A 14,848-nucleotide genomic window follows, 5' to 3' on the forward strand; every position below is an offset into this window, starting at 1 on the left:
TAATTACATGATCGACATTAGGTCATTATATCTTTTATCTATTGAATAATTTGTGACAATAAAATCTCTGTTTTTTCTTCTTTGTTCTTCCTTATAGGAGTTCTCAGTCAATAATTTAATCGTTTCTGCGGTATTCCATTCCTGTAATAAAATTCCATGATTTTCTACTAAGTTTGCTACTCCTCCAACATTCATTGCAACGGGAATACTTCCACAAAGCATTGCTTCACAAATTGTACTTGGGAGCCCTTCACTTCTTGAGAGCTGTGCATAATATAAAGAATTCTGATAAATATTGTTGAGTTCCTTGTGTGTAACATGCGAACAAACTTCTAAATTTGAAGGTACATTGGTCAAATGAGACAGAAATTCTTTTGTCGTTCCAACCATGAGGAATAGTTTATCCGGCATTGCATTTGCTAATTCAATAAAACGGTCAATACCTTTCACCAGGTACCTTTCTTTATCATTCGTAATACTAACAGTAACTGCGAAATACTTTCTTTCTCCTTCCTTATAATGCCAATCCTCAACGACATAACCAGTTGGAATTGTTTTTATGTTTGCTTTACTACTAATTCTTAATATGGCAGGTATCAATTCTTTTGTGACAGGGATACAATATGTTGCATTTGATAGAACAAATTTTACCAGTTTGGCACGTATTGGATGCTTGACTGCACCATAATTAAATTCGGTTGAAAAATTAACATCATAACCTCCATTTACAACAAAAACCGATTTATGAAAAAGCTTTGCAAACAATACTGGTAAAAATGCATGGTAATCGGCAAACCAAATGAACATTTTTTTATATTTCCATCCCCAGAAGACCAGGAAAAAAAATTGCTTTAAAAGATTCATCATTATATGAAATGACGAGGAAAAAGGGTAAAATGCGATATCCTTTAAATTGTAATCCTTTTGAAGGATATTAATATCCTGAACAACAAACGTATTCCTTTTCTTATAAATAAAAAGAAGGTTTTCCTTATTTTTTCTTTCCATAGTATCCTTTTACGAATCCACGAGCTTCTTCCATGCCTAATACTTTTGTTTGCCACAATGCTTTAATTAACCCAAAGCCGTAAGCAAAAACCTGGATGTTTAAAGTTATCGGACTTAGCAAGGCAGCCGCTAAGGACTTGTATTTCATGAAAGCCTCGAAAAATGCCCATAGCACAATTAAAGCAAAACCGAAGCCGGTTAGCGACCACAATATCTTTGCGGTTGACGGAACCAGCAAGGTAAATAAGGCCAATGCAACAAGTCCAATTACAACCATTGCAGGAAGTAAATGAACCGGTTTTAACATCGAAGGATGTTTCTGTGCCAGGTTAATGCGGGCTACTCCCCAGTTAAATATCTGACGGTAAAATTTCGATAAACTTGTCCGGCGCTTGTGATAGACAAAAGCATCGGGGATAAGGCCTACTTTGTATCCGGCGTCGTATATACGTTGCGAAAAATCCATGTCTTGGCCATGGCGCAGTTTGTTCATTCCACCAATATTTTCGAATATTTTTCGGTGGATGCCCATGTTAAAGCTTCTGGGGTAGAATTTTCCAACCGACTTTTTACTTCCCCGGGTTCCGCCTGTCCCGATTAGCGAAGTCATGGAATAATTGATGGCTTTTAGAAGTGGGGAGAAGGACGGATGAAAGGTATCGGGGCCGCCGAAGGCATCGTAGTTGCTTTTAACGACTTCTTTGTCGATCTCCTTTAACCAGTGTGTGGGAAACATGCAGTCGGAATCCACATAGATATAATATTCGCCAAGGGCATTTTTCATCGCGTTATTTCGCGCTTCTCCCGGGCCTTTGTTTTCCTGGTAAATGGCCTTTATGTTTAAGCCGCTTTCCGATTTGTAGTGCTCTATAAATTGCTGAAAGCCGTCTTTCGATCCGTCATCAACGAACAGGAGCTCGAAGTTTTTGCGGTCGAACTCCAGATTTTCGGCCGATTGAAGCAATTCCTGTACTTCATCAACGCGATTATAAACGGCTACAATAACGGTATACTTCATTCGTTTATAATTGTTTATTTTTTATGGTAACTCATGTAACTCCCGTAATTTTAATCATCTGCGTTTGTGTGAAAAATTTTCTTATGGTCGTTTCATTTGCTACTGTTTGTTTTGGATCTTTTGTACCCATCGAAAAGAACGGAACCTAACAGAACTAAAATCAAGATATAGAAACTGTATTGCGAGAAAAGGTTTGCATTGTAATAATGCCCCGGATGAAAAACAAATTCTACTTTATGATCGCCCCGAGGAATTTCGATCCCTCTCAACACATAATTCACCCGGTAAATTTCGGCTTCTTTACCATCGATGTAGGCTTTCCAGTCGGGGTAATAAACCTCTGAAAAAACAGCAAGCCCGTTTTTGTCAGAACTGGAAGTATACGACATTCTATCCGGGGAATAATCATCGAGAGTTATCGATCCGTTAATACTGTTTCCTTCAGCTATTGATTTAAGTTTGTCTTTGTTTGTTGTCCTGATCACCGCTGTATTGGTGACATCGATATCGTTTAATGCGAGTATCTCGTCGTTTGGATTATCAACCCATTTAACGGAATCGACAAACCAGGCATCTCCCATCACAGCAGGATTGGTTTGAACACCGTTTTGGGTAATAAAATATTTGGCATTTAACATGTTCAAAACCGGCATGTGCATTTTACCGATGTGCTGTTCAATCATGTCCTGATACCTCCGGAGTTTTACAGGATGATATCCTCCGATCGACTTATGGGCGTTGGCAGTTACATTTTCCTGGAATGGAGAACCGGCTAAATTGAAAACACGGTACTGTGTGAACTTATTAATGACATGTGTAAGCAGTGCCTCTTCTTCTTCTTTGTTTTTTGGATTAAATTTAGCGGTGTATTCGCTTAATTTTTCCTGAAGTTCGGGCGAGGCATTCATTTCCTGCAGATAGATCTGACGATCGTTGTTGGATAAAGCATAGGTTTCTTCAACCAGGCTGTTTTTGTGAAATTGATCGATGCCAACATAACGACGTCCTATACCCCAAAAATCGAATACTGCCAGAACGATAATTGTTCCCCAAAACAGTTGTTTCGACAATTTCTTTCTTGATAACAGGTATATGGCAGCCGTTACCAAAACAACCAGGATCAAAGCCCGCCACAAATCGGCGCGGAAAACTCCGATACGAAAGGCCACCAGTTCGTTAATAAGCTGATCGACCTGGTTTCCTACATTTGGTTGACTCTGCCATTGGACGATCTGGTTTTGCTCAACATTACTGATATAGCTGTTGAATAAATGTGGAAGCGCAATGTTAATCAGCAAGAATAGTACAAAGCCTGCAGCAACAACCAGGTAAACAGGTTGTTCTTTTTTGAGACCGGGTACCTGCGCTTTTTTAGCCAGTAAGTCGTCGTCGGTACTTATTTGATACGCCGAGTAAAGCGCAAAAAAGCTTAATAATATAGCTGACAGCGCCAAAATAGATACCGGAGTTCGAAACTTATTGTACATCGGGAAATAGTCGATCCACAAATCGGTGAAGAACGAAAGATTTCCTCCCATGGCCAGCAGAAGAAAAAGAATAACCGGGATTAACAGGGCGGTTTTTAAACGGTCTTTTATTACGAAAACACCAATAACAAAGAGAAAGACAAACACAACTCCCAGGTAATTCGGGCCACCGCTAAATGGTTGGTCGCCCCAGTATTGGTTAAAACTTCCAAGTGTTTGGCGGTACTGGCGAGGTATTGAATTTAGCAATTCGCGATCCTGTGCTATTGACGCAGTTGATCCTCCTTTTACATTCGGAACGATCACCATCATGGCTTCGTCAACGCCGCTGCTCCACATGTTTATGTAGTCCTTATCCAGCCCTTTTTCGGTTTTTACTCCCTCGTTGCCAATGGTTAGTTCACTGCTGCCGCGAATTGACTGATCGTTGAAAAGGTAATAGTTTATCAACCGGGAGTAGTTTGGTGCAATACCCAAAATGGCTGCAACAACCAATACAAGAACTGTCTTCGAAAATTGTTTGAGTGTTTTTTCTTTAATCTGGTAAAACAGTTCAACGATACCAAATACCAGCAGAGAAATAAAGAAATAATAGATCATCTGAATGTGTGCCATGGTTATTTGCATGGCCAGGAAAAATGAAGTAAGAATGAATCCCCATCGGTATTTCCCTCTAAAAATCAGGATAATTCCGGCGAGTGTAGGTGGAATTAGTGCCAGCGTATATACCTTCATGTAATGGCCGGCAAGAATGATGATTATATTATACGAGCCAAGTGCGAAGGCAATAGCTCCTCCGGCCGATAGCAAGGGTGAAACTCCAACTGCGACCAACAAAATATAAAAGCCCAGCATGTACCAGAAAATGGAGGCCACTTCCCGTGGCATGCCTAATCGCATGGGGATATTGAAGACTTTTTTTAATGTTGATGCCCCTTTGTAATTAGCATGTACATATTCTGGCATGCCACTAAAAATCGATCCGTTCCAGATAACGGTTTCGTTTTCGTATTTCCTGAAATCCCGGGCTTCCCTTCCTTTTCCATATCCTCCAACAACATCTTCGCCTTGTAAGGTTTTGCCTTCCCAGGCCGGATAGAAATAAACAGAGGAAACAATGATCATGGCTAAAACAGCCAAAACATGCGGAACAAGACTTTTAAGAATGGGCTTGAAATTCATGGGTTGTGGTTTTTAAGCTTCATAATAAATTACCGGATAAAGTTGCATAAACTTTACCATTTACCAAAGGGGAATTTTAATATGTAGGTCAGTAAAAGATTTACTGAAGTTTCCCAAACAACTTCTTATAACTTATCTGCTCGCCAATAATTTTTCCAAGTTCTGAAATCGCAACGCGTTCCTGTTCCATGGTGTCGCGGTAACGGATCGTAACGGTGTTGTCTTCTGCTGTTTGGTGATCCACGGTTACACAGAACGGGGTTCCAATCGCATCCTGGCGGCGGTAGCGTTTACCAATCGAGTCTTTTTCGTCGTACTGACAGATGAAATCAAATTTCAGTTCGTCGATGATCTCGCGGGCTTTTTCAGGCAGACCGTCTTTTTTCACCAATGGCATAACAGCCAGTTTTACCGGGGCAAGTACCGGAGGCAATTTTAATACTACCCGTGTATCTTTTTCGAGTTGTTCTTCGCAATACGATGCCGAAATAACCTGCAGGAACATGCGGTCTACTCCGATTGAAGTTTCAACCACATAAGGCACATACGATTCATTCAGTTCAGGATCGAAATAGCGAATCTTTTTACCCGAATATTGCTCGTGTTGCGACAGGTCGAAATCAGTACGCGAGTGGATTCCTTCCACTTCTTTGAATCCGAATGGGAATTTGTATTCCACATCAACTGCGGCATTGGCATAGTGTGCCAGTTTTTCGTGCTCGTGGAAACGGTAGTTCTCGTCTCCGAAACCAAGTGCACGGTGCCACTTCATTCGCGTTTCCTTCCATTTTTCGAACCAGTCGAGTTCGCTGCCGGGACGCACGAAGAACTGCATTTCCATCTGTTCGAACTCGCGCATGCGGAAGATAAACTGACGGGCTACAATTTCGTTACGGAATGCTTTACCAATTTGTGCAATACCAAACGGGATCTTCATACGTCCGGTTTTTTGCACGTTCAGGTAGTTCACAAAAATTCCCTGGGCAGTTTCCGGACGCAGGTACACTTTTAGTGCACCGTCAGCTGTTGAGCCCATTTCGGTGGCAAACATCAGGTTAAACTGACGAACGTCGGTCCAGTTTCTTGATCCTGAAATCGGGCAAACAATGCCTTCGTCTTCGATGATCTGTTTCAATTCGGCCAGATCGCTATCATTTAACGCTTTTGAAAAGCGGTTGTGCAAAGTATTCCATTTTTCCTTATTGGCCAGTACTCTCGGGTTGGTTTCGCGGAATTGCTTTTCATCGAAAGCATCGCCAAAACGTTTGGAAGCTTTTTCTACTTCCTTGTTCATTTTTTCTTCGTACTTCGCCAGCTGGTCTTCGATCAACACATCGGCACGGTAGCGTTTCTTCGAATCTTTGTTGTCGATCAGCGGATCGTTAAAAGCATCAACGTGGCCCGAAGCTTTCCAAATAGTCGGGTGCATGAAAATTGCCGAATCAATTCCAACTACATTTTCGTGCAGCAGTACCATGCTGTCCCACCAGTATTTTTTGATGTTATTTTTTAACTCAACTCCGTATTGTCCGTAATCGTACACTGCTCCCAAACCATCGTAAATTTCGCTCGATTGAAATACATAACCGTATTCTTTGCAGTGTGCAACCAGTTTCTTGAAAATATCTTCTTGTGCCATCTATCTTTAATTATCTGAATTGAAGCACAAATGTAAACGATTTTTTTTATTTAGCTGCGAGCTGCAAGCTGCCAGCCGCGAGCTTTGCAATTCTTTTAAAATGAAAATTGAATTTCTATTAATTTGGGAATAAAATATTCAATATTGATGATTGAAAGATGAAGTATTCATGCACCTCATATGCCTGACTTTCGCTGACAATTTTACAATTCAGCAGTTTAACAATTCAATCCCCCAATCCTTCAATCCCCCAATCCTTCAGTCCCTCAATCCTTCCGTCCTTCAATTCTAGTCTACTTCCTCAAAATCGATGTATTCGCCTTTGCTGTCGGCAGCGTTTTTCTTGTGTTGAGGTTGTCCTTCAATGGTAACTTCTCCTTCAGGACGCCGTGGAGGTTGATTTCCTTGCTGCCGGTCTTGCATTTTTTGTTGCATGTTCTTAATTCCTTTGTCAACCAGCATAGGTAAAATGTAGCGTGTAAAAACACGAATGCCAAAATAGATCAGCGCTATGATTACTAGCGTCCGAAGAAAATTAACCAGGTATAATAGTACAAATAAGGTCATTTCAGCGTTATTTTTCTGTGGTGGAAAATAAAAAATTCACACCAAACGACAAATTTAGATATTTTGCTGAAGTGGGTGCAACAAAGCCAGTGATATTGTTGGTTGATAGGTAGAATTGGGCCCGCCGGCCGGTGTAACTGGCCGCCACTCCGGGTAAAAATTTATGAAAGTTTAACAGGCTGACGGTAGCTGCCAGGTTAACTTTTTCACCCAATTGGGTATGCATGAAACCACTGATATAATTGTCGGTGTATTTTTTTGTGTAGGTCAGCTGGCCCGAAACTCCCAAATCCAGGCTGTTTGTAAGTTTTTGTTTTAAGCTTGCTGTAAATTTCAGGGGAATTCGTTCAATCTCACGTTTGCTAACTTTACCTGCAGTCGTGATGTATGGGATCGAATCGCTAAAGGCCTGAATTGCCAGTTTGGGTTCTTTGTAGTTGGGCTCATCCGGGAATTTCGATTGATACAAATCATCCCGACTGTACCTGATCGCATCGGTAAACTCAACGTCGTAGGTATTGTGCTTAAATCCGATGTAACCAAGATCGAGAATCGCTGCTGAAATTTGAAGACCGTTGTCGAACCGATAATTTATTCCCAGATCGATTGCCGGGCTCAGGTTGTGAAAGTTGAAAAAATAATCGTTGGGTCGTGGGTTCGGTCGGATATTGGTAGCTCCTATTTCCTCGATATAAGTTACCTCAACCGGTGCCGAAAGGGTGTAATTTCCGTTTGGTTTCAAAATTAATTGTTCCGATTCTTCATTGGTGGTTACCTCAAAATTCAGTTCAGTAACATCATAATAAAAGCGGGCAAATAAAATCTTTGGTCGCACGCCAACCGAAAATCCTTCCCAGATTTCATAAGCGTAACCCACAGCAAGTTCGCGGAAATAGTAGCTTTTAAAAATAACGGGGCCAAAATCCTGGTTTTGCCCGTAATAGGGTTGAATGCCCTGGTCTAAAAACTTCAGGATTTCGTGGTCGAAATAACCTGTGGCATAGATGCGATCGCGGATCGACAAACTGAAATTGTGGTCGTACTTTTTCAAACTGAGGTAGAACATGGGAATATCGAACGTGCCGGTAGCATCGCCAGGTTCACCAAGTTCGTCGTAAAAATTCCCAAGGCTGTAGGTAAAATTTTTCGAGAAAATATAGTCGAGCGAAAAATTTGATTTCCAGTCGAAGGAAGCTCCTGAGATTAAAGGAAAGCCAATGATCAGTTTTTTGCTTTCGTTTTGATGTGCCGGATCAAAAAACGATGACTGACTGACGCCGGGAAGGAATTGCAAAGGATTTCCATCCTGCGATTTGCAGGGAACAGCAAATGTCAGTATTGAAATTAAAATCAGTAATAAGCTTTTTATTGCCTGCTTCATCAGCCTGAAAATATGAACGCAAAAATATGGTTTATATTCGATTACCTGAAAAAGGACATAAAAAAAGGCGGAACTTGCCGCCTTAATAGTTTATTGAATTTCAGATTATCTTTCTCTAACGTCGCCACCGCTCGATTCGTCAATGTCTTTTTTCTGCGGGTTTCCGTGGTAAACAATATCGGCGCCGCTGCTGGCATCGGCCTCCAGTTCTTCAGTAACTGTTAAACTGATGTCGGAACCACTGCTGGCATCCACCTTTGCATAAACCGATTCAAGGTCGGAAGCATCAATGTCGCTGCCACTGCTGGCTGACAGTCTCAGGTATTTTACTTTTCCGCTAAGTTCGGCATCAGAACCACTGCTGGTATCGAGCGACAGGTTTTTGTAATGTACATCAAGTTCGATATCGCTGCCGCTACTTGCCGAGATTTCCAGTTTTTCACCATCCAGTGTATTTTCCGATTCCACGTCGGAGCCCGATGAGGCTTTGATTGAAACCAGTTCGGTTACCGTAACATATACTTTTCGGGTTGCATTTCCGCCACCCCAGTTAAACCAATTGTTCTTTTTCATGTAAATGCGAAGGGTTCCGTTCTCAACCTCAGTTTTCAGGTCGTCGATAATATCATCGTCGGCTACTACTTTAACTGCTTCCGAATTACCCATGCTAATGTACAGGTCGATTCCGGTTGAGACAGAAATGGCATTAAAACCACTCAGGTTGCGGTTTTCGGTTTTGTCACTATTGCCTGCCAAAACCGGAACGGTGATGGCGATCATTGCGATTAGCAGAATTGCTTTAAGTTTTTTCATCTCTTTATGGTTAAAAATTTTCAGCGGTATTCGATGCCTGCCTGCGGTAGGCTGGGAACTTGCTTGTACTGATTCTCTTTATTGTAAATACTTTTACAAGCTCGTTTCATTTTTATGAATTGTTTTTGTCGATCTCTGTAAGGACGCAGGTAAATATTGAAAGTTACACACTGCCTACATTTTTATCACATTGCCACCCGACGATTTATGAAAATCGGTTTCTTTGGGATCACCGGCATAAAAAATATTTCCACCGCTATTGGCGTTGGCTTCCAGTCTTTTGTCGGCGCTTATCCAAATGTTGGCGCCGCTGCTTACTTTTGCTTCGGCATTCTTTGTTTTCAGATCCTCGGCTTTGATGTTCGATCCGGAACTGGCCCGTCCGTAAAAATCTTCAGCCAGTCCTTCAAGCTTAATGTTCGATCCGGCCGATGAGGCTGCATCTACCGTTGCAGCGTTTATTTCCAGTTTGATATTCGATCCTGCTGAGGCTCTTAATTCAAGCTCATCGGCAGAAATTTCATTTTCAGAATAAATATTGCAACCGGCCACGCCTTTTATTGCTTCGAATTTAGGCGCAGTTACAAAAACCTTAAAAGATTTGGCGTTTTTTACATTGGCCGTTGACCGGATGATCAGTTCGTGGCCGACCACTTCGGTTTCAATCACTTCAATCAGGTTTTCGTCGGCTTCAATAACAAGAGCCTTTGACTCACCCTGTGTGAGGTACAAATTAATTCCCCGGCTTGCTTTAATCTCATCAAACTGATCAAGCTCTCTTTCTTTCGTTGTAACGTTTCCGTTGCCTTTAATTGTGGGAGAAAATATACACGAAGTAAATAGAAGCGGGAGGCTAAGTAAAGCGAATAATACTTTGAATTTCATTTTAGCGCAATTGTTTGATTTAAAGCTGAAAGTTAAGCGGATTGCACCACGAACAGATTAATTTTTCGTTGAACACAGGAATTTCATCGGTAAACAAAATAATCTTCAATATCTTTTTGAAAGCTTTGCGTCTAGTTATGAATAACATATTGTCTTTCCAGACGGGAAATACTTTTTCCAATAGCTGAAAAAGTATTCAAAAAAGCCACCGCTGACATGAAAATTGCTAAAATTTGGTGAATTACGCTAAAAGAAAAGAACTCCACTGACGCTCGCTGTTCTCGATCAGTGTCAAACAGCTTTTCTTTTTAAACCTGCCCGACTGTGTTGTTCAGGCGGGCGCTGCATTCCCTAAATTTCTTTACGCATTTTCATGTAGGCGGAAGGAGTGGGCTTGTTAACATCAATTTTTGAAGAATCTTCATACCTGCATTGGCCTTTTTTGCTTCGTTTTTGTGTCAAGACAAAAATGAAGGCCTCCGGCAGGAATTATTGAGATTTTATATTATTAATCCAACAAATAAAATTCGTTGAAAACAAAAAAGACTGATCCAAAACAGATCAGTCTTTTCACTACCTCTTCTACCTCGTGTTATCCCCGATCGTTACGAGGTGGGCGTTCACCTCTGAAACGATCTTGCGGACGGTCTTTCATCCTTGCCTTTTGGGCATCAAATTTTATAAGTTGTTCTTCTGTCAACATCGACCGAACCTCCTGATGTTGTTTGGCCATAATTTTTTGAATATCCGCTTTTAGTTCTGAAATCTTGTCAATGTTCTGATAAATGGCATCCATATCAGCTTTTTCAGCGGTAGTCAGTGTTTGCTGACGAGCTTCCAGTTCGTTCAACTGGTTTTTCAGTGGCTTAATCTGTTTCGCAGTTTCAAGGCGAAGCGCTTTCATTTGTTCCTGTTGTTCTTCGGTAAAGAAATTGTCCATTCGTTCGGCCCTCAGGTCGTGGCGTTTCATCATTTCACCTTTCTTTTCCAAATCCCGTTTTCCTCTTTCAGCATTTTGGGCATTTACACTGCCGATTGCAAAAAAGGCAATCAATGCCAGTGTTAAAAATTTGATTTTCATGACTTTAATTTTTTGTTATTGAATTCGTTTTTTTTGACGGCATTAATTTTTTAAGGTTTAACGGTTGAAAAAGATCATATACTGAAACTTTACGTTATGGAATCCTAACTGGCTGAACAACAGCATGTACTTAGGGGGCTATTAAAAGACCAGTTCACCTGTTTTTAATATAAATTAACGTAATGAATAGTCGGTTTTGTTAACTTATATCAGGTAAGAATTGTTACTTTTGGCAGTTCATAACTGAATTGAAAGCCAATAAATTCAGAAAGGAGAAAAGATGATGAAGAAAAAAATTTGGATTGGAATAGCTCTGGTAGCAGTATTAAGCTTTTCGTTTTTCAGCTTTACACGCGATGAGAAAAACTTTGAGATTGCCAAAAACCTGGACATTTACCATACGCTTTTTAGGGAACTCAACATGTTTTACGTGGATGAGATCAACCCCAATGAGTTGGTAAAAACCAGTATCGACGATATGTTGCAGTCACTCGATCCGTATACCAATTACATTTCGGAAGACCAGATTGAAGACTTCCGTTTTATGACTACCGGAGAATATGCCGGTATTGGTGCGCTGATCGGAAAACAAGGAGATAAGATCATAATCTCTGAACCTTACGAGGGTTTTCCCGCACAAAAATCGGGATTAAAGGCCGGTGATATTATTCTCGAAGTTTCGGGAAAAGACACAAAGGAAATGTCTACCGAAGATGTGAGCAGCCTGTTGAAAGGCCCTGCGAAAAAACCGGTAACGATTAAAATTCAGCGTCCGGGCGAGAAAAAGCCTTTAACTTTTGATGTGGTTCGCGAGAAAGTGTCGATCGATGCAGTTCCGTACTATGGAATGCTTGACAAAAACACCGCTTATATCCGTTTGTCGAATTTTACCGCGAACTGTGGTGAGGATGTGAAGAATGCATTTCTCGAGTTAAAAAAGAACGATCCGGATGCGCTGGTACTCGATCTTCGTGGAAATCCCGGTGGACTGTTGATGGAAGCGGTAAAGATTGTGAACTTTTTTGTTCCGAAAGGCGAAGAAATTGTAAGCACCCGCGGCAAAGTAAAGCAATGGGATAAAGTTTACAAGGCTACTGCCGAGCCTATTGATACGACTATTAAAATTGCTGTTCTGGTTAACCGTGGTTCGGCTTCGGCTTCCGAAATTGTGTCGGGTGCTATTCAGGACCTCGACCGTGGAATTATCGTTGGTTCGCGAACATTTGGAAAAGGGCTGGTACAAACTACCCGCGATTTGAGCTACAATACAAAATTGAAAGTTACTACCGCAAAATATTACATTCCGAGTGGCCGCTGCATCCAGGCGTTGGATTACTCGCACCGTAACGAAGACGGAAGTGTTGGTCATGTACCTGATTCACTGATTTCAGAATTTACTACCAAACACGGACGAAAAGTATACGACGGTGGTGGAGTTGTTCCTGATTTAAAAGTGGATCAGGAAAGCCTGAGTACACTGGCTATTGAGCTGATGACGCAGTTCAAAATTTTCGATTTTGCGACCAAATATGCCAGCGAAAACGAATCGATTGCCACACCTGAGGAATTTAAAATCACGGATGATATCTACAGCCAGTTTGTCGACTATGTGAAAGCTTCGGATTTCCATTACGATTCGCAGTCGCAGGCCGATTTCGAAACGCTGCTTGAAACCGCAAAAGATGAAAAATACTATGGCCTGGCGAAAGAGGAATTCGAGGCTTTAAAAGCCAAACTCGAACCAAATCTCGATAAAGACCTGAATGGTTTCCGCGACGAGATCAGCGACCTGCTGGAAGACGAAATCGTGACAAGGTATTACTATCAAAAAGGTGCTATTCGTGCCGCTATCACTGACGACGACGGCATTAAAAAAACAATCGAGGCTTTGCATTCCGAAACTGCTTATGCGGGATACTTTCAGCCGGGACTGGTTATTTCAATGAATTAACAATTACGACATATATTTTTGAAAGGAGGCTGCCAGCCTCCTTTTTTTTGTCAAAACTTCAACATATTCTGGTTGTATGTGTTAGGTTTTAAAAGCCTACTTTAAATCGGTAATTCACAATCGCCTAAAATTTGTAATTTAAAGGCTTCAAGCGTCTTGTAAATAAAATCGACAGGCCTGCTTGCAGGATCACAAAACAACCAAATTGGAATAATTATGAAGCACCTTAAACGATTCATCCTTCCTGTTTTTTTACTGCTTATTTCTGTATTTCTGAAATATTTTCTCGAAAAGTACGATTTCACAAATGAAGCGTCGTATCCCGTATTTGACAAAATTGGTTCGATTTTAATGATCACCGGCATTGCCTGGATCCTAAGCTCATCATTACGAACGATCAAACGCATTTTTCTTGAGAAGTTTAATACGTCGAAAGAGGATAATCTTCGCTCGCGGAAATTCCATACGCAATTCAACATTCTTGAAAGTGTTTTTATCACGGTGATAATCGTAATTGCAATTGGCGCTGTACTGATGTTGTTTGATGACGTGAGGAAAGTGGGGATCAGTTTGTTTGCCTCGGCTGGAGTTGCCGGAATTATTGTGGGTTTTGCAGCCCAGAAATTTATTGGAGCTGTTATTGCGGGCTTGCAAATTGCGATTACTCAGCCTATCCGGCTCGACGATGTTGTGGTAATTGAAGGTGAGTGGGGAAGGATCGAAGAAATTACCTTGACCTACGTGGTTGTAAAGATCTGGGATTTGCGTCGTTTGGTAGTTCCGTCGACCTATTTTTTCGAAAAACCTTTTCAGAACTGGACCCGCACTTCGGCCGACATTCTGGGAACGGTTTTTATTTACACCGATTACAAAGTTTCGTTCGATGCCATGCGCGGAGAGCTGACAAGAATATTGGAGTCTACTCCATTATGGGATAAGAAAGTAAATGTACTTCAGGTAACCGATGCCAAACAAAATGGTGTGGAGGTGCGTGCGCTGATGAGTGCCAAAGATTCGTCAACCGCCTGGGACCTGCGCGTTCTCGTCCGCGAAAAACTGATTGAATTTCTTCAGAAAAATTATCCCGAAAGTCTGCCGAAAACCAGAATACTGGTTCAAAGCGATAGCGAACCAGGTGTAAAGATTGGTGGATTTGGTAAATTGCAACAAGGTTCTTAAAACACAGCAAAGTTCTAAGAAGTTCTAAACTTCTAATAACCTGAGAACCTGAAGATCACAATACTCATGTCTCACTACTCAATTCTATTAATTCAATGAAGATCTATTTTGCAGGCTCTATCCGCGGTGGCCGCGAGGACGCTGAGTTATATTATCAAATTATTGAATACCTCAAAAGCTTTGGTGAAGTGCTAACTGAGCATGTAGGCGATAAAACGCTTTCTGCTTTGGGCGATGACGGTCCAACTGACCGTTTTATCCACGACCGTGACCTCGAGTGGTTGCAGGCTGCCGATGTATTGGTAGCCGAAGTTACAACCGTTTCAATGGGCGTTGGTTACGAAATTGGACGTGCTGTTGAAGCCGGAAAACCGGTGCTCTGTTTGTTTCGACCCGAATCGGGTAAGAACTTATCAGCAATGATTGCCGGCTGCCCTGAAATTAAACTGGTCCGTTATGAGACTTTCGAAGAAGCACAAATGGCTATTTCTGCATTTATTGAGGGATAAACGATTCTTTCATCAGAAATAAAGTATTTTTTCATCGTGCAAGTGAAAGTGAGTCAGGTACTTTTGTAATCCATTATAAGTGTAGAAATAGAGGGACTCAGATATTTTCATAGTTTTGAATGAACTAAACACGAATGAATTTGTACAA

12 protein-coding genes are annotated in these 14,848 nt (G+C 41.3%); 3 read left to right on the forward strand and 9 right to left on the reverse strand.

The features are described 5' to 3' along the window. Positions 1-3: 3 nt before the first annotated feature. The 9 genes from HFD85_RS00475 to HFD85_RS00515 all read right to left on the reverse strand — a co-directional run bounded on the left by HFD85_RS00475 (position 4) and on the right by HFD85_RS00515 (position 11,061). On the reverse strand, positions 4-1,008 hold the full coding sequence (locus HFD85_RS00475) for a glycosyltransferase (protein ID WP_167604643.1): 1,005 nt from the start codon (positions 1,006-1,008) through the stop codon (positions 4-6). Then, positions 992-2,026, reverse strand: coding sequence for a glycosyltransferase family 2 protein (locus HFD85_RS00480; RefSeq protein WP_167604644.1), 1,035 nt, complete (start codon positions 2,024-2,026; stop codon positions 992-994). The genes HFD85_RS00475 and HFD85_RS00480 overlap by 17 nt, the downstream gene beginning before the upstream one ends. Positions 2,027-2,118: 92 nt before the next feature. Continuing rightward, entirely contained in the window at positions 2,119-4,695 is a 2,577-nt protein-coding gene (locus HFD85_RS00485; RefSeq protein ID WP_167604645.1) for a YfhO family protein, read from the reverse strand. Between the two features lie 100 nt (positions 4,696-4,795). Further along, positions 4,796-6,334, reverse strand: a complete 1,539-nt coding sequence (locus HFD85_RS00490; RefSeq protein ID WP_167604646.1) for a glycine--tRNA ligase — start codon at positions 6,332-6,334, stop codon at positions 4,796-4,798. Positions 6,335-6,622: 288 nt separating this feature from the next. Beyond that, the gene (locus tag HFD85_RS00495; RefSeq protein ID WP_167604647.1) at positions 6,623-6,901 is read right to left on the reverse strand and encodes a DUF4834 family protein; all 279 of its coding nucleotides are present in this window, start codon (positions 6,899-6,901) and stop codon (positions 6,623-6,625) included. Positions 6,902-6,908: 7 nt separating this feature from the next. Beyond that, the gene (locus HFD85_RS00500) at positions 6,909-8,282 is read right to left on the reverse strand and encodes a DUF5723 family protein (RefSeq protein ID WP_167604648.1); all 1,374 of its coding nucleotides are present in this window, start codon (positions 8,280-8,282) and stop codon (positions 6,909-6,911) included. 105 nt (positions 8,283-8,387) lie between these two features. Further along, the gene (locus HFD85_RS00505) at positions 8,388-9,095 is read right to left on the reverse strand and encodes a head GIN domain-containing protein (protein ID WP_167604649.1); all 708 of its coding nucleotides are present in this window, start codon (positions 9,093-9,095) and stop codon (positions 8,388-8,390) included. 174 nt (positions 9,096-9,269) lie between these two features. Further along, complete coding sequence (locus HFD85_RS00510; RefSeq protein WP_167604650.1) at positions 9,270-9,980, reverse strand: head GIN domain-containing protein; 711 nt, start codon at positions 9,978-9,980, stop codon at positions 9,270-9,272. 592 nt (positions 9,981-10,572) lie between these two features. Continuing rightward, complete coding sequence (locus tag HFD85_RS00515; RefSeq protein ID WP_167604651.1) at positions 10,573-11,061, reverse strand: Spy/CpxP family protein refolding chaperone; 489 nt, start codon at positions 11,059-11,061, stop codon at positions 10,573-10,575. Positions 11,062-11,341: 280 nt separating this feature from the next. On the opposite strand from HFD85_RS00515, the gene HFD85_RS00520 reads away from it, so the two are divergent. The 3 genes from HFD85_RS00520 to HFD85_RS00530 all read left to right on the forward strand — a co-directional run bounded on the left by HFD85_RS00520 (position 11,342) and on the right by HFD85_RS00530 (position 14,700). Then, a complete protein-coding gene (locus tag HFD85_RS00520; protein ID WP_240924989.1) occupies positions 11,342-13,012 on the forward strand; it encodes a S41 family peptidase in 1,671 nt (556 codons plus the stop codon). 216 nt (positions 13,013-13,228) lie between these two features. After that, the gene (locus HFD85_RS00525) at positions 13,229-14,191 is read left to right on the forward strand and encodes a mechanosensitive ion channel family protein (RefSeq protein ID WP_167604652.1); all 963 of its coding nucleotides are present in this window, start codon (positions 13,229-13,231) and stop codon (positions 14,189-14,191) included. A 95-nt stretch (positions 14,192-14,286) separates the two neighbouring features. Then, positions 14,287-14,700, forward strand: coding sequence for a nucleoside 2-deoxyribosyltransferase (locus tag HFD85_RS00530; protein ID WP_167604653.1), 414 nt, complete (start codon positions 14,287-14,289; stop codon positions 14,698-14,700). Positions 14,701-14,848: the final 148 nt, after the last annotated feature.

The sequence above is a fragment of the Maribellus sediminis genome, from assembly GCF_011799805.1.
Classification (GTDB): domain Bacteria; phylum Bacteroidota; class Bacteroidia; order Bacteroidales; family Prolixibacteraceae; genus Draconibacterium; species Draconibacterium sediminis_A.

Bases quoted from the DNA above. Each gene is read 5' to 3' on its own strand.
- HFD85_RS00475 (WP_167604643.1), bottom strand. From the start codon at position 1,008: ATGGAAAGAAAAAATAAGGAAAACCTTCTTTTTATTTATAAGAAAAGG.
- HFD85_RS00530 (WP_167604653.1), top strand. From the start codon at position 14,287: ATGAAGATCTATTTTGCAGGCTCTATCCGCGGTGGCCGCGAGGACGCT.
- HFD85_RS00525 (WP_167604652.1), top strand. From the start codon at position 13,229: ATGAAGCACCTTAAACGATTCATCCTTCCTGTTTTTTTACTGCTTATT.
- HFD85_RS00515 (WP_167604651.1), bottom strand. From the start codon at position 11,061: ATGAAAATCAAATTTTTAACACTGGCATTGATTGCCTTTTTTGCAATC.
- HFD85_RS00485 (WP_167604645.1), bottom strand. From the start codon at position 4,695: ATGAATTTCAAGCCCATTCTTAAAAGTCTTGTTCCGCATGTTTTGGCT.
- HFD85_RS00505 (WP_167604649.1), bottom strand. From the start codon at position 9,095: ATGAAAAAACTTAAAGCAATTCTGCTAATCGCAATGATCGCCATCACC.
- HFD85_RS00480 (WP_167604644.1), bottom strand. From the start codon at position 2,026: ATGAAGTATACCGTTATTGTAGCCGTTTATAATCGCGTTGATGAAGTA.
- HFD85_RS00490 (WP_167604646.1), bottom strand. From the start codon at position 6,334: ATGGCACAAGAAGATATTTTCAAGAAACTGGTTGCACACTGCAAAGAA.
- HFD85_RS00500 (WP_167604648.1), bottom strand. From the start codon at position 8,282: ATGAAGCAGGCAATAAAAAGCTTATTACTGATTTTAATTTCAATACTG.
- HFD85_RS00510 (WP_167604650.1), bottom strand. From the start codon at position 9,980: ATGAAATTCAAAGTATTATTCGCTTTACTTAGCCTCCCGCTTCTATTT.
- HFD85_RS00495 (WP_167604647.1), bottom strand. From the start codon at position 6,901: ATGACCTTATTTGTACTATTATACCTGGTTAATTTTCTTCGGACGCTA.
- HFD85_RS00520 (WP_240924989.1), top strand. From the start codon at position 11,342: ATGATGAAGAAAAAAATTTGGATTGGAATAGCTCTGGTAGCAGTATTA.